The organism is uncultured Bacteroides sp. (assembly GCF_910585845.1).
GTDB lineage: Bacteria > Bacteroidota > Bacteroidia > Bacteroidales > Bacteroidaceae > Bacteroides.
The window spans coordinates 1-24,897 of record NZ_CAJUHF010000041.1 but is presented as its reverse complement, the minus strand read 5'-3'; the positions used below and the strand labels follow the sequence as shown (position 1 = coordinate 24,897).

At 47.2% G+C, this 24,897-nt stretch carries 15 protein-coding genes; all 15 read left to right on the top strand.

Annotated elements, in window-relative coordinates; genetic code table 11:
* Positions 1-48: 48 nt before the first annotated feature.
* The 15 genes from QZ323_RS11050 (at position 49) to ccsA (ending at position 24,836) form a co-directional block, all read left to right on the top strand.
* Positions 49-2,196: a TIM-barrel domain-containing protein gene (locus QZ323_RS11050; protein WP_294634747.1), complete on the top strand. Its 2,148-nt coding sequence runs from the start codon at positions 49-51 to the stop codon at positions 2,194-2,196.
* A gap of 34 nt (positions 2,197-2,230) precedes the next feature.
* Positions 2,231-4,393, top strand: a complete 2,163-nt coding sequence (locus tag QZ323_RS11045) for an alpha-galactosidase (protein WP_294634746.1) — start codon at positions 2,231-2,233, stop codon at positions 4,391-4,393.
* Positions 4,394-4,639: 246 nt separating this feature from the next.
* Positions 4,640-6,685, top strand: a complete 2,046-nt coding sequence (locus QZ323_RS11040; RefSeq protein WP_294634745.1) for a hypothetical protein — start codon at positions 4,640-4,642, stop codon at positions 6,683-6,685.
* Positions 6,686-6,947: 262 nt separating this feature from the next.
* Positions 6,948-9,545, top strand: a complete 2,598-nt coding sequence (locus QZ323_RS11035; protein ID WP_294634744.1) for a two-component regulator propeller domain-containing protein — start codon at positions 6,948-6,950, stop codon at positions 9,543-9,545.
* A 416-nt stretch (positions 9,546-9,961) separates the two neighbouring features.
* Positions 9,962-11,755, top strand: a complete 1,794-nt coding sequence (locus QZ323_RS11030) for a YVTN family beta-propeller repeat-containing protein (RefSeq protein ID WP_294634743.1) — start codon at positions 9,962-9,964, stop codon at positions 11,753-11,755.
* A gap of 15 nt (positions 11,756-11,770) precedes the next feature.
* The gene (locus tag QZ323_RS11025; protein ID WP_294634742.1) at positions 11,771-12,928 is read left to right on the top strand and encodes a hypothetical protein; all 1,158 of its coding nucleotides are present in this window, start codon (positions 11,771-11,773) and stop codon (positions 12,926-12,928) included.
* A 35-nt stretch (positions 12,929-12,963) separates the two neighbouring features.
* Positions 12,964-13,644, top strand: a complete 681-nt coding sequence (locus QZ323_RS11020; RefSeq protein WP_294634741.1) for a hypothetical protein — start codon at positions 12,964-12,966, stop codon at positions 13,642-13,644.
* Positions 13,645-13,666: 22 nt separating this feature from the next.
* Entirely contained in the window at positions 13,667-13,984 is a 318-nt protein-coding gene (locus QZ323_RS11015; RefSeq protein ID WP_294634740.1) for a hypothetical protein, read from the top strand.
* Between the two features lie 24 nt (positions 13,985-14,008).
* Positions 14,009-15,013 (top strand): dihydroxyacetone kinase subunit DhaK, encoded by a 1,005-nt coding sequence (locus QZ323_RS11010; RefSeq protein WP_294634739.1) that lies wholly within the window; start codon positions 14,009-14,011, stop codon positions 15,011-15,013.
* A gap of 3 nt (positions 15,014-15,016) precedes the next feature.
* Complete coding sequence (locus tag QZ323_RS11005; RefSeq protein ID WP_294634738.1) at positions 15,017-15,631, top strand: dihydroxyacetone kinase subunit L; 615 nt, start codon at positions 15,017-15,019, stop codon at positions 15,629-15,631.
* A gap of 80 nt (positions 15,632-15,711) precedes the next feature.
* Positions 15,712-16,587 (top strand): 3-hydroxy-5-phosphonooxypentane-2,4-dione thiolase, encoded by an 876-nt coding sequence (gene lsrF / locus QZ323_RS11000; protein ID WP_294634737.1) that lies wholly within the window; start codon positions 15,712-15,714, stop codon positions 16,585-16,587.
* A gap of 15 nt (positions 16,588-16,602) precedes the next feature.
* Entirely contained in the window at positions 16,603-17,502 is a 900-nt protein-coding gene (locus QZ323_RS10995) for a PQQ-binding-like beta-propeller repeat protein (RefSeq protein ID WP_294634736.1), read from the top strand.
* Positions 17,503-17,528: 26 nt separating this feature from the next.
* Positions 17,529-21,521 (top strand): SUMF1/EgtB/PvdO family nonheme iron enzyme, encoded by a 3,993-nt coding sequence (locus QZ323_RS10990; protein ID WP_294634735.1) that lies wholly within the window; start codon positions 17,529-17,531, stop codon positions 21,519-21,521.
* Positions 21,522-21,676: 155 nt separating this feature from the next.
* The gene (locus tag QZ323_RS10985) at positions 21,677-22,420 is read left to right on the top strand and encodes a phospho-2-dehydro-3-deoxyheptonate aldolase (RefSeq protein WP_294634734.1); all 744 of its coding nucleotides are present in this window, start codon (positions 21,677-21,679) and stop codon (positions 22,418-22,420) included.
* A gap of 7 nt (positions 22,421-22,427) precedes the next feature.
* Positions 22,428-24,836: a cytochrome c biogenesis protein CcsA gene (ccsA, locus tag QZ323_RS10980; RefSeq protein ID WP_294634733.1), complete on the top strand. Its 2,409-nt coding sequence runs from the start codon at positions 22,428-22,430 to the stop codon at positions 24,834-24,836.
* The last annotated feature ends 61 nt before the right edge of the window (positions 24,837-24,897 follow it).

The following is a 24,897-nucleotide window of genomic DNA, read 5'->3' as shown; positions in this document are numbered from 1 at the left end:
ATATAATATAATAGGTGTAGTAATACTGTAATAATAAAGAAACTATAGATGAAGAAAAAAATGATTTTGGGGGCGATGGCCCTGTTGATGTTGTTGCCGGCCAAGGCACAGATAGCTTGGCAACAAGTGGAGCCTGGCGTTTGGAAAGGCGTTGTGGGAAGCCCGGAAGAGTATTCGTTGCTGGGCGTGGCGGGAGTTGCGCCTCAGAAGGAGGGGCTCAGCCGTTTGCCGGAAGTAGAGTTGCCAGGATTGGCAAATGAAATTGTGGGCACCATCCAAGACGGCAAAACGAGCCTGCGTATTCCCTTGCAGAAAAAGGAACAGTTGTACGGATTTGGACTGAATTTCCAGACTGTGCACCAGCGTGGCAAGATACTGAACTTGCATGTAGACCATTACGGTGGTCGTGACAACGGTCGTACGCATGCTCCGGTACCGTTCTATATATCCAGTCGCGGGTATGGCGTGTTCATCAATTCCGCCCGTTATCTGACGGTGTATGCCGGTAGCGGTGCGCGCAAGGATAGTCCGAATGCTCCGGTTGCTAAAGACCGTAATTTGGATAAGACGTGGACGTCAGCCCCCTATTCGGATGCCGTTTCCATTCTTGTACCTGCCGCAGGAGCGGAAATATACTTGTTTGCCGGGCCTACTCCGATGGACGTTATCCGTAGATACAATCTGTTCTGTGGTGGCGGTACCTTGCCTCCTCGTTGGGGATTGGGCTTCACTCAACGGACGAAGAAGTTGTATACGGCCAATGATGTGAAGAAAGAGGCGGATGAGTTTGAACAACGCGGTTTCCCGTTGGATTTCATTGGACTGGAACCGGGCTGGCAAAGCAAGGCATACCCTTGTACGTTTGAGTGGGATGCTACCCGTTATCCCGACCCTGCCGGATTCGTAAAGGAGATGGCGGACAAGGGAGTACGCATCAATTTGTGGACTAATCCCTATGTATCTCCCGAATCGAAGATATATAAAGAAATGTATCCGGTCAGCGGTTCGCACACGGTATGGTGCGGCATCGTGCCTGACTTGGCTGGCGAGAAAGCCCGTCAAATCTGGAAGGACAAGTTGGAACAGGAACATGTGAATATCGGTGTCAGCGGTTACAAGATTGACGAAGTGGACGGCTATGACCGTTATGTGTGGCCCGATGTGGCAACCTTCCCCAGCGGAGTAGCTGCCGAGCAGATGCGCCAGACCTATGGATTGTGGGTACAGCGCACCACGACGGAACTCTATAAGAACCGCAACCAGCGCACCTTCGGATTGGTACGTGCGTCGAATGCCGGTGCCACATCTTTCCCCTACGTGATTTATAACGATTACTATAGCCATCAGGATTTCATCACGGCTTTGATAAACTCCGGTTTCAGCGGAGTGCTCTGGACGCCGGAAGTGCGTAGCTCCAAGTCGTCGGAAGACTGGTTGCGCCGTTTCCAGTCGGTGGTGTTCTCGCCGATGGCGATGATTAATGCCTGGGCAAGCGGGACAAAACCGTGGACCTTCCCCGAAGTGGAGAAACAGATAAAGGAATATGCCATACTGCGTATGCAGATGATGCCCTATTGGTATTCGGAGTTTGCGCGTTACCATTTTGATGGTATCCCTCCGTTCCGCGCCATGAATCTTGAGCCGGGCTTCAATCCGGAGCAGGGAAGCGTAGCACAGTTGTCCGATGCTCATTTGGAAGACAATCCTTATCTGGAGGCTGTGGCGAAAGAGATCAAAGACCAGTATATGGCAGGCGAATATCTGTTGGTTGCCCCGATGTTCACCGGTCAGAAAGAGCGTACGGTGGTATTGCCGAAGGGCGACTGGTATGACTTCTATACAGGACGCTATGTGGGCAATGGCGAGAAGATCACTGTGGCTCCGGGACTGGACCGCATTCCAGTGTACGTGAAGGACGGTGCTATCCTGCCGTTCATGGAGCCGCGCCTGCATGCACCGAAGGCAGGGGAGAAGGTGAACCTGGAAATCCGCCACTATGGAAAGGCAGACGGAGCCTATCGCCTGTATGATGACGACGGCGAAACTTTCGATTATGAAAAGGGTGCCTACTCCTGGCGGGAGATCAAAGTGACACGTGACAAGAAGGGCAAACTGAAAGGCAGCATCTCCAAGGCGGAGAAGGGCAAACCGAACAACATTGCCAATGTCACCTGGAAGTTCATGACCGAAGAGTAATATTAAATTTATAGCAACTTAATCATCAAGCAGAATGAAGAAAATATTGACCTGTTTATTCCTTTGTTGTCTTCTTGCAGCGCGTGCGGCAGACAATCCTAACGTGAAGAAACTCTTCAACGTGACGTCCGGCGAACTGAAACTGAGTTTCATGGTGGGAACCGACGATCGACTTTATCAATTGGCCTTTGGCGATGCCTCCCGCGAGGTGACGCCCCCTGCCAAAATGCCTTCGCGCGAGTGGGAGTTCCTTCCGCCTTACGGAAACGGTGTGCTGACAGAGCCTGCCATTCAGGCTACCCATGTGGATGGAAATACGTCTACGGAACTTCATTACGTAGGGCATCGCACAGAGACATTGTCTCCCGGTGTAGAGCAGACGGTCATTTCGCTGAAAGACCCTGCCTATCCGTTTGCGGTGGACATCTGCATCAAATGTTATGCAGACCAAAGTATGATGGAGATTTGGAATACTGTCACGCACAACGAGAAAGGCAAAGTGGTGTTGCATCGTTTTGCCTCCGCTTCTCCGGTGGTGAAAGCGAAAGAATATTGGCTTACCCAGTTTGCTGGCAACTATAAGCGCGAAGCTACCTTGAGCGAAGAACGCCTTTCGGAGGGAGTGAAGATACTGGATTCCAAACTGGGCGTGCGTGCCCATCAGATGCGTATTCCTTCCTTCATTCTCAGCCTCGACGGGAAGGCACGGGAGAACGAAGGAGAAGTGCTGGCGGCTTCGCTGCGCTGGAGCGGTAGTTTCCAGTTTGCTTTCGACATGGATTGGAACAAGAACCTGCGTCTGCTTACCGGTATGAATCCGTTGGGATCGCAATATAACCTAGAGCGCGGAGGAACATTTACCACACCTACCATCCTATATACTTACAGCCGTCAGGGAAAGGGTGAGGCAAGCCGCCGTTTTCATCGTTGGGCAAAGGTGAACGCAGTTCGTGATGCCGATAAAGACCGCCCTGTGTTGCTGAACAACTGGGAAGCTACACACTGCGATTTTGATGAGGCTCGTTTGAAACAACTCTTCGACGGGGCACGACAGACAGGGGCAGAACTCTTCCTCTTGGATGACGGATGGTTTGGTAATGGCGCTTATTCCCGCGACGATGACAAGCATGGATTGGGCGACTGGGAACCTTCGAAAAAGAAGCTGCCTCACGGCCTTTCCTACATAGCCCGTGAAGCATTGAAGCGGAAAGTAGGTTTCGGTATCTGGCTCGAACCGGAGATGGTGAATCCGCAAAGTGAACTCTATCAGAAGCATCCCGAATGGATTATCACCCAGCCTAAACGTGAACCGATTCTCGGCCGCCATCAGGAGATTCTCGACCTGACGCGTCCGGAAGTGCAGGCTTACGAGTGGGACATCATAGACCAGACCTTGCGCCCGAACCCTGATATCACGTATGTGAAGTGGGACTGTAACCGTTACATCACCCAGCCGGGGTCGTCCTATTTGCAAGCAGCTGACCAGACACATCTGTGGATAGACTATAACTGGTCGCTCTATCGGTTGATGGACCGTTTTGCCAAAGGATTCCCCAATGTGATGGCGATGCTTTGTGCTGGCGGATCGGGACGTGTGGACTATGGTGCAATGCCCTATTTCCACTCCTTCTGGCCCAGCGACAATACCGATCCGTTGGGACGTATTAAGATACAGTGGGGATTCTCGCACTTCTTCCCCGCCAGTACGATTTCCGCCCACGTCACCCGCATGGGCAAACGCCATCTGAAAATGGCGATAGACGTGGCTTTGAGTGGAGCATTCGGTGTCGATCTTGCGTTGGACAAGGCTACTGCCGAAGAGCGTGCACAGATAGCCGATGCGGTGAAGCTCTACAAAGAGCGTATCCGTCCGCTGGTGATGCGTGGTGAGCTTTACCGGTTGGTATCTCCTTACGAGTCGCCGTTGGCGTCGCTGAGCTATGTGGCTGCTGACAAGAAACAGGCTGTAGTCTATCTCTATCAGACGAAAGACGGAAGTGAAGTTCGTGTAAAACTGGGCGGACTGGATGCATCGAAGAAATATCGTGTCGAAGAAGTCAGCCTTCCTAAGGGTGCGGCTTCGCGCTTTCCTGCAAGCGGCAAGGTGCTGACAGGAGAGGAGCTGATGACGCGAGGACTGGAAAATCCGCTGAACGCACAGTTTGAGAGTGCGGTGCTGATGATAGAGATGATCTGAAGCTACACCTTATTTAATATATAGTCTGTCGGCGGAATTTGTTTGAAGGAAATTCCGTAGGAGACATCTCTGCTCCGTACCAACTCCATATCCACTCCATGTTCTTATACTTGAAAGATGTACGGAGTAGAACCGTTTCAGATGTGTTGCAGATATGGATTTACCGGATAATTGATTTCGCTGACAGATTATGTTATAATTAAACAAAGTTGAATGATGAATATGACTTCTTATATCTATGTAATCATGAACAGAAAAACGATCCCATTCTTACTTACCCTTATCCTTTTCATCGGTCTATGCCCGAAGGCGCATGCCGATGACCGTTGGACGATCCAGCCCGATGGCTCTATCTGTTGGGAAATCCGTGACAACATTCCGCATAGCGACCATTTGGAGATGAGCGGGCAACAGCTCTCTGTTGTCCTCCGTTACGGTGTGGATGCGCAGAAGCGTTTCCACCTGAACCGTAGTCTTGTCTTCCCCATGCTTCGCATGAAACCTAATAAGACACAGAATAACCTGAAACAGCGTTTCGACCTCAATATCCCCGCCCTTGTGACCGTTGACGACCAAACGCTGCTGAACGAAGAAGTGCGTGACATCACCTTCAACGGGTTGATGCGCGTAGAGAGCAGTTTCGGTTATGTCCACCGGCGTAAGGAACTGAAAGATGCTGTTCGGTTGACGCGTCTGCTCTATCCCTCGACCAATGCCGCACGCTATTGCGAGGAATACATCTTCACGAATAGTAGTCCCAATAAGATTACCCTTCGTGTGCCTGATTGGCACGTGGCCTATACCACTCCCGAAGAGGCTGGTGTATATGGCGCCTATCGCATCGAAGCTTCCCTCTCAAAGAAAGGTACCTTCGTGCTGGAGCCGAGCGAAACCCTTGAGCTCTACGCCATCTTTTCCGGTCGTAAACTTACGGATACTCCGCCTGCACAAGAGGATGTTGCCCTTACGCGCATCAATATTCAGAGTGAACGCGCCGGACGGGAGGCTCTTATTCACCAGTGGTGGGACAAATTGGTGCTCGGCACCCCTGACCCTGTACTGAACCGCATGTTCGCCTTTGCCAAACTGCGCGGTGCCGAAAGTATCTATCGCACTAAGGGTGGCCTGATGCATGGTCCCGGTGGTGAAGCCTACTATGCCGCCGTATGGGCAAACGACCAGGCTGAGTACATCAATCCCTTCTTCCCTTTCTTGAGTTATGAGATCGGTAACCAGTCGGCTCTGAACGCTTTCCGCCATTTTGCCCGCTATATGAATCCCGACTATCGTCCCATCCCCAGCTCTATCATTTCCGAAGGCGTCAGCTTTTGGCATGGTGCGAAAGATAGGGGAGACGGTGCCATGATAGCCTACGGTGCCGCCCGCTATGCCTTGGCACGCGGCAACAAGGAAGAGGCTTGCGAACTGTGGCCCCTCATCGAATGGTGCTTGGAGTACTGCCACCGTAAACTCACTCCTGCAGGCGTAGTCGCTTCCAACTCCGATGAACTGGAAAACCGTTTCCCCGCAGGTGATGCGAATCTTTGTACCTCGACGCTCTATTACGATGCCCTGCGCTCCGCCGTCATGTTAGGACGAGAATTGGGTATCTCCTCCCGCCAACTGTCTGCTTACCAGCAACAGGCCCGCCAACTGGAACAAGCGATAGAACGTCACTTCGGCTACGAGATAGAAGGGTTTCACAGTTATCGCTACTATGAAGGTAATGACATTCTGCGTTCCTGGATCTGCATGCCGCTCGTCATGGGTATCTACACCCGTGCCCAAGGCACCATCGATGCCCTCTTCTCGCCCCGCCTTTGGACGGACGACGGGCTGCTTACGCAAGCCGGAACTGAAACTTTTTGGGACCGCAGTACGCTCTACGCTCTTCGCGGCACCATTGCTGCCGGTGAAGTGGAGAAAGGGATGAGCTTCCTCAAGAAGTACTCCCGCCGCCGTTTGCTGGGCGACCATGTACCATACGCTATCGAGGCATGGCCCGAAGGTGACCAGCGCCATCTTTCTGCCGAGAGCGGGCTTTATTGCCGCATCTATACCGAAGGACTTTTCGGCATTCGCCCCACAGGGTTGCGCAGTTTCGAACTTACTCCCCGCCTGCCGCAGGAGTGGGACTACATGAACTTGAACCGTGTCTGTGCATTCAATTCCGAATTTGACATTCACGTCTCCCGTGCAGGTGGAAAACTGCATGTGGAAGTCCGTAAAGGTGCTAAGGTTATCTTGAAAAAGAACATAACAGAAGGCACGACAGTGAGAGTGAACCTTTAATGACGCCCATTTATCAGATGACCACAGACAGCATATTGATATCCGATAAGCCTGATCTGTGGTCATTTGCTTAAGAAGTGCCATTTATATGCCATTCGTTATCTTGTCCCATTCTCATTCAACCTATGTCGGGACGGGCTTGCACATATGATCCCTATTGAGTATTTTTGCAAAACCAAATATTTGATATTGATGAAATTTAAGACCTTACTAATACAAATAATCTTTTTTCTGTACTTTGTGTGTATGGGGTGGACGCCCGATGTATTCTTTTCACCATAGTTGGGAGGTCAATGACGGGATTTCCCAGCTTTCTGTCGTTACCATTTGCCAGGATTCGCGAGGTTATCTTTGGTTGGGGACCCGCAATGGACTGAACCGTTATAATGGTACGGGGTATACAATCTTCCGTCATCGTCCGGGAGATTCGCTGACCATTGTAGACAATAGCATTAATAAAATTTGCGAAGACCATGATAATAATCTCTGGATTGCCACCGTCCGGGGAGTAAGCAAGATGTGTCTTTTTACTGAACGTATACGCAATTACTCCATTGCCGACGGACTTCCGGATGAAGGCATACTTTCTACGTTGGTTGACAAGTCTGGTCGGGTTTGGCTGGGTACCCGTACCGGTCTTTGCTGCTACATTCCGGAAAAAGACCGCTTCGTCAGGGTAGAATTTGCAGATAATTTTAGATGGGCGATTACAGCATTGATGGAGGATGAAGCGGGAAACATCTGGATAGGTACTACTTCGAACGGTGTTTTTTTGTGTGATGCTCACATGCAGGTCATAGCCCATTACGATAGTCGTACCGGGCTGTCAGGAAACCAGATTTCATCTATATATGAAGACGCTACCCACAATATTTGGATTGGTTGCCAGTTCGACGGCCTGAATAAATTAGATGCCCATACGCATAAAATAACCACTTATACTTCGGCAAGCAGTGGCTTGACGAGTGATAGAGTGCGTTGTTTTGCCGAATGGAAAGGAGAATTGCTGATCGGAACGTTCGATGGTGTCTTTGTTTACCGGAGTGCTACCGACCGAATTGATAAGGTGGGGGGCTATGATAAGCCACGGCGTGGATTGGGACACTTTTCGGTCTATTCTTTCTGTCTGGACCGTATCGGTACGCTTTGGATAGGTACTTATGGAGGTGGAGTTACTTGGCTAAGCTCGCTTACGGGACGTTTCGAGCATCATACTCTCGGAATGGATCAGAATCTGCGGGTCGGGACTTATGGTACAGCTTGCGTTGATAAGCAAAACCGTTTGTGGGTCGCCACCGAAGGATATGGATTGCTGTACTATGACATTACGACAAAAGATGGGAAGTTTTATCCGATAAGTGCAGGGCATTCTGTATCCAGTTCAAACATAATAAAGACCATATATGCCGAAGCAGATTGTATATGGTGTGGCACGGTATTAGGGGAAATCTATCGTTTCGATCTTGCTACTCGTCGTTTCTCGCTTTTTTATAGATATCCTGTGGAGGCGGCCATTTTCGGTATTCTTCGCGACAAGGAAGGTAACCTGTGGGTAGGCACATCCAAGGCGCAGCATACACTGACTTGTTTCACTCCCACAGATGAACGGAAATCCTATTTTATCGGTCCTAAAGGGAAAAAGTTACATTTTGCTCCTGTCCGTTGTATGGAAGAGGTCAGTCCGGGGATATTTTTATTGGGTACGTTGGTCGGTTTATACCGTTTTGATACACATACGGGTGAGACGCTTGTGTATTCTTCTCATTCGGAACAGGAAAGATATATACCTTGCAACTATATTTCTTCGATACAGCCTCTTAAATACGGGGATGTCTATGTTTCTACCTATGGCGGAGGATTTTTCCAGTTGGACGAGCTGGGAAAGATTGTCCACAGGGTGACGGAGAAGGAAGGGTTGATGGGCGGAGACATCTGCAAGTTGCTGGAGGGAGGCGATGGAAAACTTTGGATGAGTTCATTGCAGGGCATTTCCTCTTATTCACCGTCTACGGGTGAGATCAGGAATTTCCCTTTTGAAAATGGGATTCATTTGCGTGAGTTTACGGTTAGGGGTGGTGTGGCCATGCCTGACGGTACGCTGTGCTTCACCGGTAATGATGCTTTTCTTACGTTCTACTCTCCGGATATGCCTGTGAATACATTCTTGCCCCCGGTGGTGCTGGAAGATTTGTCTGTGAACAATAAGTCGGTGAAGTTGGGCGACGGAACGGGAATATTAGACAGACTGCTCAACGAGGAAAAGACCATTCGCCTACGATATAACCAGAACAATCTGTCGATAAGCTACAAGGCATTGAACTTCATCAATCCGAATATGAATCGCTATGCCTACAAGTTGGAGGGATATGATGAAGACTGGAATGATGTGGGTGGACGTAGCACGGCTTACTATACCAACTTACGTCCGGGTACTTATCTGTTCCGGGTGAAAGCCTGCAACAACGATGGCATGTGGAATGAAGAGGGGAAAGAGCTGGAGATCGTAATTACACCGCCTTTATGGTATACCTGGTATGCTTTCCTGTTCTATGAGATGCTCTGCGAGCAGATAGGTATCAGTCGCGCCAATCTCTACCGCAAGATAAAGGCGCTGTCCGAACTTTCACCGGCAGAACTGATCCGCAATAAGAGGTTGGAAGTATCGTTGCGCTATCTGAGGGATACGGATATGAGTGTTTCGGAAGTGGCGACATTGTTGGGCTTTAACACCCATTCTTATTTCTCAAATTCATTTAAATCGTTCTATAGGTTTACACCTACGGAATTTATTCAGATGAATGGAGTGGATAAGAATACAGTCTCTCAAAAGATATCGCCAAAAAGCGTGAATGGGGAATAAGCGCTACCTGAATTACAAATTCTACTTTCGCCAGCGGGCTTATTTTGTCTCACGGGACGGATAATTTCGTCTCGTGAGCTAAATTTTTTCGTCTCGTGAGCTGAATTTTTTTGTCTCGTGAGCTGAATTTTTTTGTCTCGTGGGATGAATTTTTTCGTCTCATGGGATGAATTCTTTGCTCTTTCGAGGATGAGATTCTGCCAGATAGAACCAGAATATTATAATCTGCCTTTCGGAATATCTTCTCATATCGCTATTGCTTTTTTCTGCGTATCAAACGGCTCTCAATATAGTTCCAAATTGTTTGTTCTGCTTTTTTTGAGACATTATTATAACTCAATGAGACATATTTGATAGCTCTTAGACGGATGAAGGCTTATCTTTGTGATGTGAAAAACAAGTAAATTGAATTTGCTATGAGATATACAAGTTACAAAAAGGCATTACTGATGATACCGGCGATATTGGTGGTATCTTTATTTGCATTTACTACTCAAATTGCAGAGCAACCGGAAGGGACTCCATTGTTCATAACCGATATTACTTCTTATAGGTCTGGGATGATTGTCTCCCAAAAGGGAGTCCGGAAAGTCTCAATCTATTCATCCGACTACAAAGAACGTTTGCAAGAGTGGGAACTGGATGAAATTCCTACAGGAGTTGCCGCCGACGAAGATCGGATCTATGCAACCGTAGCCGGCGAACACAAGAACGGGGTTTATTTCCTTTCGGCTTCCGATCCTTCTCAACGGCAATTCGTAGAAACTGCATCCGGTGCTTGCGTTCCGTTGGTGAACAATGCTAATGGCAAGTTGTACGTTTGCAACCAGTTCGCAGGAACCGTCTCTGAACTGGATAAGAACGGCTCGGCTGTGCTGAGAACCGTGAAAGTGCTGCGTGAACCGAAAGCGGCAGTATTGGATAAGGATGGAAAGTATCTGTTTGTCGCCAATTTCCTGCCGTTGCAGCGGGCCGACATAGATACTGTGGCAGCTTGCGTGTCGGTGATCGATACGGATGGTTTCCGTAAGATAAAAGATATACAGTTGGCTAACGGCAGCAATGCCTTGCGTGGGGTATCACTTTCTCCCGATGGGCGCTATCTGCTAGTTACCCATAATCTGGGACGCTTCCAGGTCCCTACATCTCAGTTGCAGCAAGGTTGGATGAATACCAACGCCATGAGCGTTGTTAATCTGTCGACTCTGAGTTTCGAAGGCGCGGTACTGTTGGATGAGCCGGAGCGGGGCGCAGCAGGCATTTGGGATGTGAAATGTACGGACGACAAGATCGTAATCAGCCATTCCGGAACACACGAAGTCAGCGTGATAGATTATCCGGCATTCATCCGGAAGTTTGAGGAATATCCTCAGAAAGAGGCTTTGGCTTATGATTTGCGTTTCTTATACGGGCTTCGCAAACGCGTGGCGTTGGAAGGTAACGGTCCCCGTTGTTTCATGTTGAAAGAAGATAGGGCAGTGGTACCCACTTATTTTTCAGATACGCTGAATGTCGTAGATCTGAAAACAACCAGTGTTGAAGCTCTTGCTATGGTGAAGAACCGTGTGGAAAGCCGGATTCAAAGAGGAGAGAAATACTTCAACGATGCGATGCATTGCTTCCAAAATTGGCAGTCGTGCAATGGATGCCACCCGGGAGATGCACGTATGGATGCCATGAACTGGGACTTGATGAACGATGGCATCGGCAACTCAAAGAATTGCAAGAGCCTGCTGTTCTCTCATGTCACGCCGCCTTCCATGATTTCCGGTATTCGTGCTTCCGCCGAATTGGCAGTCCGTGCAGGCTATAAACTGATTCAGTTCACTGACTTGCCCGAAGAATTTGCAGAATGCGTAGATGAATACCTGATGGCATTGAAGCCTGTCCCCAGCCCCTATCTGGTGAATGGTGAACTTTCCGAAAAGGCGAAGCGGGGACGAAAAGTTTTTGAGAAGTTCAATTGTGATGAATGTCATTCCGGTCCTTACTATACAGATATGCAGATGCACCGTATTGGCGATGACATTGAGTTTGAGAAAGGATGGGATACTCCTACATTGTGTGAAGTGTGGCGTACGGCCCCTTATCTGTTCGACGGTAGAGCAGCTACAATGGAAGAAGTATTCACGGTACATAAGCATGGCATTGAAAAGAAAATCTCTGCCAAGGAAGCCGAAGAACTTGCGGAATATGTCAATTCATTATAATGGAGTAGAAAAACAATGATTACACACGAAAATATAGAAATCATCCACCGTTTCTTTCAGGTAGATAAGACCTCTTTTGAAGAAATGCTGTCGGCTCTGTTGCAGAAATACAACGCAGTTTACACTCCAGTGCGTATGGTGATATTTGGTGCGCCGGCAGATAATGAAGAGTATGCGACGCGTTTTGCCATCATCAGAAGAACGGTAAAAGAACAGTTTGGAGCAAATAGTCCTTTGGTCAGTTATGTCGCGCAACCTCCTCAGACGATGGGATTGACAATGGAAGTGCACGAAGTCGTACTGACCGTGCAGGATAGGATAGCCTATCGAAGCCGTGCAGATGTGGAATATATCACAATCGAAAGAGAAGGTTGCAAACGGTTGTTCATGAGTGGTGTGACAGGAGATATTTTCCATCAAACGATCCGCGAGCAATCCCACGAAGTCTTCTCTAAAATTGCCGATGTATTGGAAACTGAGAAGCTACCCGTTTCTTCCATTATACGCCAATGGAATTACATTGAGAAGATAACGGATTATGATGCAACCGGACATCAGCACTACCAAGACTTTAATGATGCCCGTTCCTTGTTCTATCAGGGAAGTGAATGGACCACTGGTTACCCGGCTGCCACCGGTATCGGTACGCATTGGGGAGGTATCATGGTCGATTTGGATGCATTACGCTGCGAAGATAGAAGTGTACAAGTGTGCGGAGTGGATAATCCGTTGCAGGTTGCTGCTCATGCCTATTCACAGAAAGTGCTGCTGGGAGAGGAAGACAAGGTGCTGTTGCACAAGACAACTCCCAAATTTGAGCGTGCCAAAGCTGTGTGGAAAGAAGATCACGGTTTTGTCTACATTTCCGGTACGGCTGCCATTCGTGGCGAGCAAAGTCTGGAAGGAGTTGGAATAGAAAGACAAACACTGGCAACACTTGAGAATATCGAATATCTGGTATCTCATGAGAACCTCAATCGTTCCGGCATTCCAGCAACAAAAGATGCCACACTTATTACTTTTAGGGTTTACGTGAAGCGTTGGGAAGACATGGACGCTGCCAAAAAGGTTGTGACGGAGCGATATCCGAACCTACCGGCTATCTATACTCTTACCGATGTATGCCGTTCGGAACTGTTGATAGAGATAGAAGGGATGGGGATTCTTTTCTAAGATTTAATGATTAACCACTAAAATAGATTGAATATATGAAACTGAAAGAAGTATTAACCTTGGCAGTAATTGCCTTCTGTGGCGTGGGAGCAGTCTCTTGCACAGCAGAATCTAAAAAAACAGAACAAGTTATGACACAGGAAAAAGTTGCGTATCAGAAGAAGTACACAAATGCTGACTTCTACAAAGATGGTAAGTTTGATCAGGAAGCCGCAAAGAAAGCATTCCTCGACATGTTTGAATTTTATGGTGTACCTTTCACTCCTTTGATGGAGAAAGATATATGGTTCACAGATTTCGGTCTGGGCGATTTTGAAAATGTAGGTATGGGTGGCATTTTCTGGGTGAACGATCCCGAATACGGCTATTTTGCACATGCCATTTATCTCTTGCCGGGACAGATGATTCCGGAACATGCTCACGTGAAGACTAATTTCCCCGCCAAGCACGAATCATGGATGGTGGAACACGGATGGGTATATAACTTCTCTGAAATAGGTGACGAAACACCGAATGCCCCCGCCATTCCGGAATCTCATGGCGCAATCAAGAGCAAGAATTTCGTAAGACAGAACGTAGGTGACGTGCTCCGTCTGAAAGAATTGGAATCTTTCCATTTCATGATGGCTGGTCCTGAAGGAGCCATTGTTGATGAATGGGCTTGCTACCATGATAATGATGGTTTGCGTTTCACTAATAAACAAGCATCTTTATAATCTTTAAAGGATATTGAATACCATGAGAAAGATAAATCATTTTGGAGTACCTACCATCACGCCGCAACCGGGTGAGTTTTATGTGGAAGGTTTGAAAGTGTGGCTGACCAATTTTAATGAAAGCCCCAATAGAATAGAATATCTGCGTTTTGAAGAAGGAAGCTGGATGCCGGAACTGATTCAGAAAGTGGCACACATCGCTTACGAAGTGGATGATTTGCAGGCAGAATTGGAAGGTGCAAAAGTATTGGTAGAGCCAATGCCGGGCGGAGAGAATCTGACGATTGCCTTTATTGAAGAAGAGGGTATCGCTCTGGAGTTGATGCAATTTGATAAATAACTTAAAAAAAGGAAAGAAATAAAGATGAATAAATTCATAAATGATCCGGATAATTTGACAGCAGAATTGCTGGAAGGATATGTAATGGCTTATAGCAATCAGGTTGCTATTGGTGGTGAAAATATTATTGTGCGTGCCCATGCGAAAGCAGAAGAAAAAGTGGCTGTGATCACTTTGGGAGGTTCCGGTCACGAACCTGCATTAAGTGGTTTTGTGGGAGACGGTATGTTGGACTGCTCTGTAGTTGGTGATATCTTTGCCGCTCCGGGTGCTCAGCGTCTGTTTCAGGCTTTGCAGATGTTCAAGCGCGAAGCCGGTATTCTGTTGGTTGTGCTGAATCATTCTGGCGACGTGATGAGTGCAAATATGGCTTGTCAGTTGGCAGAGCGTACGGGTATTAAAGTGAAGACGATTCTGACCCATGATGATATCAGTGCCGGATTGGATGCAGCAGATGATGACCGACGTGGTCTGGCAGGTTGTGTTCCTTTAATTAAGATTGTTGGAGCCGCAGCCGAGGAAGGTAAATCTTTGGATGAGATCGTTGAAATCGGTGAGCGTTTCAATGCACGATTGGCTACATTGGCTGTTGCAATGAAATCTTGTACTCATCCGCAGAATGGCATGACTATTTCCGATCTCCCCGAAGGTGAAATAGAAATTGGTATGGGACAGCACGGCGAAGGCGGTGGTGGTCGCAAACAACTGGTTTCTGCCGATGATACAGCCGAAGAGATGATCGGGCTTCTGATGAAGAAACTGCAACCGAAAGCCGGCGATAAAGCTGTGCTTATCATTAATGGTGTAGGTGCAACTACACACATGGAGATGAATATCGTCTATCGCAAGGCACATTTGGTTTTGGAAAATGCAGGTATTGAAGTGGTTTCCGCCCGCATAGGTGAGTTGTTGACAGTGCAAGAGCAAGCTGGTTTCCAAATGATTCTCGGTTTGCTGGATGATGACCATGTGGAATATTTGAATAACAGAATGTCGAACGCTCCTTATTGGACGACTATCGGTAAATAGAAGATGGATAAACTGACAATAGATGATTTTAAGAAAATGCTCCGTAATGCACTGTTGTGCATTACGGAGCGTTCCGACGAGTTCTCAAAGCTGGATGCAGTGTTAGGCGATGGCGATCATGGTACGGCTATCGTACAATCTATGTCTGCCTTGGTAGCAACGGCTGAAAAAGGAACAGAGTTCAAGTCTATGCTGAATGATATGAGTTTTAATCTGATGCTTGAAATCAGTGGTTCCACAAGTACTTTGCTGGGAGGTTTCTTCCTCGGAATGAGCGATCATGCGGCAGGTACTGAACTGGATGCAGCAGGAGTGAAGGCTATGTTTGCAGGCGGACTTGAAGGTGTAAAGAAGCAGACGAAAGCAAAACAGGGAGATAAAACAATGATGGATGCTCTGATTCCGGCAGTAGAAGCGATTCAGGCATGCGATTCCACTGATGTGAAAGCTATTCTGACGGCAGGTGCCGAAGCGGCCCTGAAAGGTACCGAGGCTACAAAAGAAATGAAGGCAAACTTCGGACGGGCGCGCAATTACGGCGAACGTTCTATCGGTTATGCTGACTCTGGGGCATCTTCCTGGTCGTGCATGTTCGATGCATTTGCAAAGGCATTGTAAGTGAATAGCTTGCCGGATAGGGGCAGCGACTACATCTACATGGTAAATGAAATTATAAACAATATTATAAGTAAAAAGAAATGGCAGATTTAGATGATTTGAGAGAAGGCTGTAACTTTGGTTTAGGCGTTGTCTCTTCCAATAATAGTTTTCATGTAAAAGGAGCGGAAAATCTTTCGTGGGGTATGAAGGAGCGTTTGTCGCGTATCTTCAATCCCAAAACAGGACGTACAGTGATGTTGGCGTTTGATCATGGTTTCATCATGGGACCTACATCCGGATTGGAACGTATAGATTTGAATATCGTTCCGTTGATTGAGTATGCCGACTGTCTGATGTGTACGCGTGGTATTCTTCGGGCGGTGATTCCTCCTACCACAAATAAGCCTATTTGTCTTCGTTCTGATGCGGGTACTTCCATTCTGACAGAGCTGAATGATAATGTTCTAATAGACGTTGAAGATGCTGTTCGTATGAATGTTTCGGCAATGGCGGTAATGCTTTCCATTGGTGATGCTGCTCACGAAGCAAAGACTGTTGCCAATCTCTATAAAGCAGTTGACAAAGGTACCTGCTATGGTATTCCGGTGATGGGAGTAACGGCTGTAGGTAAGGATATGGCGCGTGATGCACGTTATTTCGGTTTGGCTTCGCGTATTGCCGCTGAGAATGGTGCTAATATCGTGAAAACTTATTATTGCGATGGATTTGAGAAAGTTGTGGCAGCTTGTCCTGTTCCTGTAGTGATTGCAGGCGGAAAGAAACTTCCTGAGTTGGAAGCACTGGAATTGTGTTACAAAGCAATCAGTGAAGGTGCTGCCGGTGTGGATATGGGACGTAATGTATTCCAGTCTGAAGCTCCTGCTGCCATGATACAAGCTGTTCATGCAGTGGTGCATGATGGTTTGAAACCTGAACAAGCATTTGAGCTGTTCAATGAATTGAAGAATGAGTAACATTGGCAATAAAGAATGATGAGGATTTGTTTCATTATTATGGTCATTCTTTCCACTACATTCCGGATGTTGGCACAAGATAAGCTCTTGGTTGCCGGCTCCGGAAATCCGGATATTCTGTTGGTAGACAAGCAAACCGGTAAAGTGGAATGGAAACATGCTTTAGAAAAGGGAGAAGAATGTAATACGGTTTCTCTGACACGCAAGGGGGAAGTGCTGTATTCTTATAAACGGGGAGCCAAACTCATAACCTGGGATCATCAGGTGATCTGGGATTATCAAACACCGGATAAAACAGAGTTGCAATCAGCTACTTTGCTGCGCAACGGAGGAGTATTGCTTGGGATATGCGGTAATCCCGCTCGTTTTATCGAATTGGATAAAAAAGGGAAAAAAGTGAACGAAATACTTCTGGACTTAGATGTAGAAAAGCCCCACAGTCAATTTCGACAGGTGTTTCAGCTTCGGAATAAAAACTATCTGATACCGGTAATGGCGAAGCAGAAAGTGCTGGAAGTAAATCGTAAAGGGAAAGTGGTGGCGGAACATCAGATTAGCGGTAAAGCTTTTTCGTCACTTGAACTGAAGGATGGAAATTTATTGTTGCCTTGTGGAGACGGGCATTATTATATGGTGATTGACCGCCAGACCGGAAAAGAACTGAAACGGACGAGTAGTAACGACATTCCGGGCGTATCTCTTTTGTTTGTCGGGCAGATCGTACAGTTAGAGAATCAGAATTTGTTGATTTGCAATTGGCACGGACACACGAAAGATGTTACCGTGGATGAACCTCAACTGATAGAGGTAGATAAAGATGGCAAAGTGGTATGGCGTTTGCATGATAAGAAGAATATAGGTAAGATATCCACTGCCTGTTATTTGAAAAATTTCCGGTTACCGGACTTGAAATAGGAGATTTAACTTAAGGACAAAATATTATGAATAAGAAATTATTAGTAATGTCGGTATGCATTGCTTTATCGCTTCCTGGTATGGCACAGCGAAGGGCAAATGCAAAGGTGAAAGCGCCTGCTACGTGGGCGGAAAGTATTGCTGCGGCTAAGAATCAGGCCTATGCGGAGATGCAGAAGACTTGTTTGCCTGTTACGTCAAAAGTGATTAAGGCAAAGGAAGCGGCAGTACCTTTTTCGGCGGATGTGACCGGACTGGATGAGATTGTGCTCTATACATGGGGTACGGTGGACGGTACGGGAGATGACCAAGCTGTATGGGCGAATGCCAAGTTGACGGCAGCAGACGGTTCGTCTGTCTGGCTGAATGATTTAAGAGGTACTTTCAAAAAGACGGGTAGTGGTAGTCTGCGTTTCAATGAGAATGCCAAGGGACAAGATGTGATTATGAAAGGCAAGACCTACAAACGCACGATTCTAGCCAATGCCAATGCGCAGATTGTGGTGCCTTTGGATAAGAAATATGTTCGTTTTGAGGCAGAGATTGGTTTGGAGAACCGTTCTGCTGCAGGTACGGTGATTTTCCGTCTGCAAGGCATTACGGGTGCAGAAGCGGCAGCGGATATTGTGAATAAATATCAGGCTGAAGCTACGGCATTCTTGCCCTTTGGTGGAAGCGATATGAAGGCATTGGTTACAACGTATGATGCCAGCATTGAAAAAAATATCGCAACAGAAGTGGTGAACTTGCTGAATGATAAAAACTACTTCACTACGTTGATTTCTCAAGTAGATTCGAAGCCCACACTGGATGAACAGGTTATCGGTTACCTGAATCTGGCACAAGATGCAATGAAAGTGTATCGTTTGCAGGAGTCTCTGACTTGGCTCAATATGCGTGCCATTGAGGAGGCTTATAAAGATATGGTTCAGGATGTAGCATATGATGCGGAAAAGAATCAGGCAAGGCTTGCCGAGTTGAAACTGTTGGTAGGAAAAGGTTTTGCCGGAATCTATAAGAATGATGCGTCAGCCATAGAAGCTGCAAACAAGGCTTTGCAGCTGAAACGTGATATCTTGCTGGCAAATACTGCTCTGGATATGGATAAGATTATTGTGGGACGTTATAAGATCGGTACTTCTGCCCGTCAGGTGAATCCGCGTGCTTTGGGTACTCAGAACAACAACTGGTCCAACCAGACTTCCGCTCCCCGGGGTGGTTTCAATGCAGAAATTGCTGAATTGACCAATCTGCGCGGGGATGTTCAGAGCAGGACTATCTTTAAACCGACTAACGGTTCTTCTGTTCCCGATTTGAAATTGCATTGGGATGCCGAGCGTGTCATGTTCTCTATGGTGGATACTGACCGTCGCTGGCAGGTATTTGAAGTAAAACTGGATGGTACTGGTCTGAAGAAGTTGATTGAGACTCCGGAGAAGGATTTAGAGTTTTTCGACGCGACCTACTTGCCCTCTGGAAAGATTATTGCCGTATCGAATATCGGCTATAACGGTGTACCTTGTGTAAATGGTAACGATGAAGTGGGAAATATGTGTCTGTATGACCCTAAAGACGGTTCGCTGCGTCGCCTTACTTTCGATCAGGATGCCAACTGGGCACCTACGGTGATGAATAACGGCCGTATCATGTACACCCGTTGGGAATATACTGACTTGACCCACTATTTCTCCCGCTTTGTAATGCACATGAATCCGGACGGAACAGAGCAGAAATCTCTGTACGGAAGCGGTTCATATTTCCCGAACAGTACATTTGATGCCAAACCGTTGCCCGGTGGTTCTTCACAGTTCATCGGAGTGATTTCCGGTCATCACGGGGTAGCACGTTCCGGACGTTTGATGTTGTTCGATCCTTCGAAGAGCCGTAAGTCGGAGAAAGGTATGTTGCAGGAATTGCCTTTCCGTGACCGTAAGATTGAGCCGATTGTAAAAGACCGGTTGGTAGATGGTGTATGGCCTCAATTTATCAAACCTTATCCCTTGACCGATAAATACTTCCTTGTTACGGCAAAACTGAATGAAAGTGCACTGTGGGGTATTTATCTGATAGACGTTTACGATAACTTGACGCTTATTGCCGAGTTTGAAGGAGAAGGTCTTATTTGTCCTACTCCAGTCGTGAAGCGTCCTTTGCCTCCGATTATTCCGGAAAAAATAAAGCCGGGAAGCAAGGAAGCTACCGTATTCATCCAAGATATTTATGAGGGTGAAGGTCTGAAAGGTGTGCCTCGTGGCACGGTGAAAGCATTCCGTGTGCTTGCTTATGAATATGCATATAACAAGACTCCGTCCGACCATTGGGCACAGGGTGTTCAAAGTGGTTGGGATATCAAACGTCTGTTGGGTACAGTACCTGTTGAAGAAGATGGTTCTGCTATCTTCACTATTCCTGCCAATACGCCTATCTCATTGCAACCGTTGGATGCTGAAGGACGTGCTATTCAGTGGATGCGTAGCTGGCTGACAGGTATGCCTGGCGAAACAGTATCCTGTGTCGGTTGTCATGAAGACCAGAACCAGCTTCCTATTCCCAAGCGTGTGAAGGCATCTACAATTGCTCCACATGCCATTACGAAGCCGGAAGGTGGAGCACGCTCTTTCACTTTCGATCTGGAAGTACAACCTGTTCTCGACCGTGCTTGTGTGGCTTGTCATGATGGTTCCAATAAGTTGGCAGACTTTACCGGTGGTAAGATCGATAAGTTCTCCGGATTTGGCGTCAGCTATCTGAACCTCCATCCATACGTGTATCGTCAGGGTCCTGAGGCTGAAATTGAAGTTCTTGATCCATACGAATACCATGCATCAGTGAGTCCGTTGATTAAGATTCTGAAGACCGGACATTATGGCGTAGAACTGACGGATAAGGAATGGCAGGCTCTTTATAACTGGATTGACTTCAATGCTCCTTATCATGGCAAATTTAAGGCTAACGAATTTAAGGGAGTGGAACAGATCAGCCGTCGTACGGAACTGACTGAAAAGTATGCTGGTTCCGGCGTAGACTGGCAAGCTGAAATCCGCTCGTATGCCCAATATCTGGAAGGACAAGGCAAACCGACTCCGGTGAAGCCTGAACCCAAGGTGTATAAGGATAAGGACGTAAAAGTGAAAGACTGGCCGTTCGATAATTCCGCTGCGCAGGCTATGCTTGCCACGGAAAGCAATACGAGAATGAGCATCGAATTGGCTCCCGGTATAAAGATGAACTTTGTCCGCATTCCCGCAGGTTCGTTTGTGATGGGTAGCAACAGAGGACATTCCGACTATTCTCCTGCTCACAAGCAAGTGGTGAAGAAAGCTTTCTGGATGGGCGAAATAGAGGTAAGCAACGAGCAATTCCGCGCTGTCTTCCCCGAACATAACAGTCGTTTCATCCGTCAGTTGTGGAAAGACCACGTACATGAAGGTTATCCTGCCAACAATCCGGAACAGCCTGCCATACGTGTAAGTTGGGAAGAGGCTATGGCATTCTGCCAGAAGTTGAGTGAGAAGACTGGCATGAAGATTACCCTACCTACTGAAGTTCAGTGGGAATGGGCTTGTCGTGCCGGTAGCGATAGTGAGTTCTGGTATGGTTCATTGAATACGGATTTCGGCAAGTTTGAAAACTTGGCAGACAAACGCTTGAATCAGATGGCTGTCCGTGGTGTAAATCCGATGCCGATGCGTGAGAATGACGCTTGGTATAAGTACTACACTTACCAGCCTAAAGAGAATGGCGTGGATGATGGTAATATGCTGATGGTGAAAGGCGGCGGTTATCAGGCTAATCCTTGGGGATTGTATGATATGCAGGGTAACGTGGCTGAATGGACTTCTTCTGATTATTGTCCTTATCCTTACAATGAGAAGACACAGGGCACTGGTACGGAGAAAGTAGTCAGAGGCGGCTCATGGAATGACCATCCGAAAGCATCTACTGCATACTATCGTCGGGCTTATTTGCCTTGGCAGAAAGTGTATAATGTAGGTTTCCGTGTAATTATTGAAGATTAAGTGGTTACGAGCTACACGAGCTACGAGTTACAAGTATCTTTCTGATGGTGGTGTGAGGCAAGTGTGAAAGCCTTTTAGGCTTTTAGTTTGCTTATCATGCCGAAAGATAACTTGTAATTCGTAACCTATAGCTCGTAATTTATAATTATTATATCATGAAAACTATAGGTTTAGTGGCGGGTCCGTGTAGTGCGGAGAGTCGCGAACAGGTGTTGAGAACTGCTCGTGAATTGAAAGAAATAGGAGTAAGTACGTTGCGTGCCGGTCTGTGGAAACCTCGCTCCCGTTGTGGAACCTTTGAGGGAGTAGGTGAGAAAGGGCTGGATTGGTTGTGTGAAGTACAGCAGGAACTGGGACTTCGTGTTATGACCGAGGTAGCACTTCCCAGCCATGTGGAGAAGCTACTTGAGTCTGGTATTGACATGTTGTGGATTGGTGCGCGTACGACTGTTAATCCCTTTATGATGCGGGAATTGGCAGAGTCTTTACGTGGTTGTAATATTCCGGTATGGGTAAAGAACCCAGTATCTCCTGATATCGAATTATGGATCGGGGCGATAGAACGTCTTCATTTGGCGGGAGTGAAAGATGTCCGTATCATCCATCGGGGATTTTGTACAATGGACAGTGCTCCTTATCGTAATGCCCCCCTTTGGGAGTTGACAGACCGCCTTCACACCCATTTCCCAAATTTGCCTTTTTATTGCGATCCGAGCCATATTGCCGGAAAGCGGGAATTATTGATGCCTATTTGTGAAAAAGCTATATCTTTGCACGTGGACGGACTCTTTATAGAGTCACATTGTTGTCCGCAGGAAGCTTTGTCCGATGCTGCCCAGCAGTTGACGCCGCAGGCATTGGCAGAATTGCTGAACACATTGAATGTCTTAATAGAATGATGCAAGTATGAAGAAAGTATGCTCTTTCCTGAAAGCGATGTTTACCTCGTGGAAGATTGTGTTTGTATTGTTGGTGCATTATATGGTATTGCTTGCCGTTGCCACGTTTGTCGAGAAATCACAAGGAACGGCGATGGCCAGAGAGATGGTGTATAATAATCCGTTGTTTTATCTGTTACAATTGTTGTTGGTGCTTAGCTTTTCTGCCATAGCTTGGCAGGGATATTTCTGGAAGCAGCGGAAATATGGCATACTGCTTCTGCACATTTCCTTCATGGTAATATTGTTGGGAGCACTGATTACCAATCTCTTTGGCTTTGAGGGAATCGTACACATCAGGGAAGGGGAGACTACATCCATCATGCGCACCACAGAAGGTGAACGGCAGTTACCTTTCTCTATCCGTCTGGATGATTTTAGGTTGATCCGTTATCCGGGTTCGCGCAGTCCATCCTCTTTCGAGAGCTTTCTGACCATCCGTGCGGAACAAGGCGAACGTAGCGAATACATTTATATGAACAAAGTGATTTACGAACAAGGATACCGCCTTTATCAGTCTTCTTACGATGCGGATGAGCAGGGCACTGTACTGACCGTCAATAACGACAGGACGGGAACGTCGGTTACGTATGCAGGCTATATACTTCTGCTTGCAGGCATGCTGCTCACTCTCATCGACAGGAAGTCCAGATTCAGGCAATTAGCTGAACAACTGAAACGTACGGCACCGCTCTTGTTGCTTACTTTTCTTCCGGTATTTTCATTTGCTCAGACGGTCGATACGGAACTGTTGCAGAAAAACACCATTCCTGCAGAACATGCTGAACTATGGGGACGTCTGCAGGTACAGTGTCCTACTGGGCGCATTGAACCTTTGGACACCTATACGGATAAGTTATTGCGTAAAATCTATCGGAGTAATTCTTTCGAAGGACTTAGCTCCGAGCAGGTCATCATGGGGTTCCTTGTGAATCCTGCATATTGGGGCAATGTGCCCTGCATCCGTCAGACAAATAAAGAACTACAACAAACATATTCTTTTCCTGCTGGTAAATATCTGCGTTTCCTTGATGTTTTCGACGAAGAGGGTAAGTATCTGATAGCCGATGCGGTGGAGAAAGCATACGCGCGCCCTGCAGCCGAACGCTCTCAGGTGGAGAAAGACCTGTTGAAGTTGGATGAAAAGGTGAATATTCTCTATTCCCTGCAACAAGGCAAGATGTTTGCCCTGTTCCCGTTGCCCGAAGATCCGAACGGACAATGGTATTCGTGGGGAGACGACCTGAGCGTCTTTTCGGGAAAAGATTCGCTGCTAGTCTCTAAAATTATGCCTTGGTATCTGAGTGAGGTTTCTGATGCTATACGGACGGGAGATTGGGGAAGTGCGCAGGAGGTTCTGTCCATGATAGACGTGTATCAGCAGAAACGGAGTGTAACTCCGCTGTTGACCAAAAAACAAGTGTCGTGGGAACTGTTCTACAACAAGGCACGACTCTTCTTCTGGTTGGCTATGGGCTATATGGCTGTGGGACTACTGTTGCTGGTGTTCGTGGTCTGGCAATTGTTGGGTTTCCGGCGTTGGCTCAGGTTTGTGGTTCTTCCTTTGGTAATGTTGGTGGTGATGTTATTTCTGTTACATACTTTCGGCATTGGTATTCGTTGGTACATTTCGGGGCGTGCTCCGTGGGCAAATGCTTATGAGTCGATGATATACGTAGCTTGGGCAACCGCTTTGGCGGGATTGTTGTTCATCAGGCGCTCTTTTATGACACTGGCATTGTCGGCTTTTTTTGCGGGAATTATCCTGTTTGTCGCCAACCTGAACTTTATGGACCCTGAAATTACCCCGTTGGTTCCGGTTCTGAAGTCCTACTGGCTCATGATCCATGTGGCGGTGATCACGGCAAGTTACGGGTTCTTCGGTATCAGTTTCCTGCTGGGATTGCTCACGCTTGCTTTTATGAGTATGGGTACTCCTTCTAAAGCCGCCTTGTTGCAACCGCACATACGTGAATTGCGTATCATCAATGAAATGTCTCTACACATCGGACTTTATCTGCTGACAGCAGGTATATTCCTAGGTGCAGTATGGGCTAATGAGTCTTGGGGACGCTATTGGGGGTGGGATCCCAAAGAAACATGGGCGTTGATAACGATGATATTGTATGCCTTTGTCTTGCATGCGCGTTTCCTATCTGCCCTCCGTTCGGACTACGCTTTCAGTGTGATGTCGGTACTGGGGCTGTCTGCGGTGCTGATGACCTATTTCGGTGTCAACTATTACTTGTCAGGACTTCATTCTTATGGTGGGGGAGATACTCCTCCGGGACTGGCAGCGATAGCTGTCACGTATGCTTGTGCCGCTGCATTGATTGTGTATGCTGGCTATAAGCAACATAAAAATAAAACTAAATAATAAGAGCCTACTCGTTGGTTGAATTAAGAATCTAAATATTTACAAATGAAAAAGTTGCACA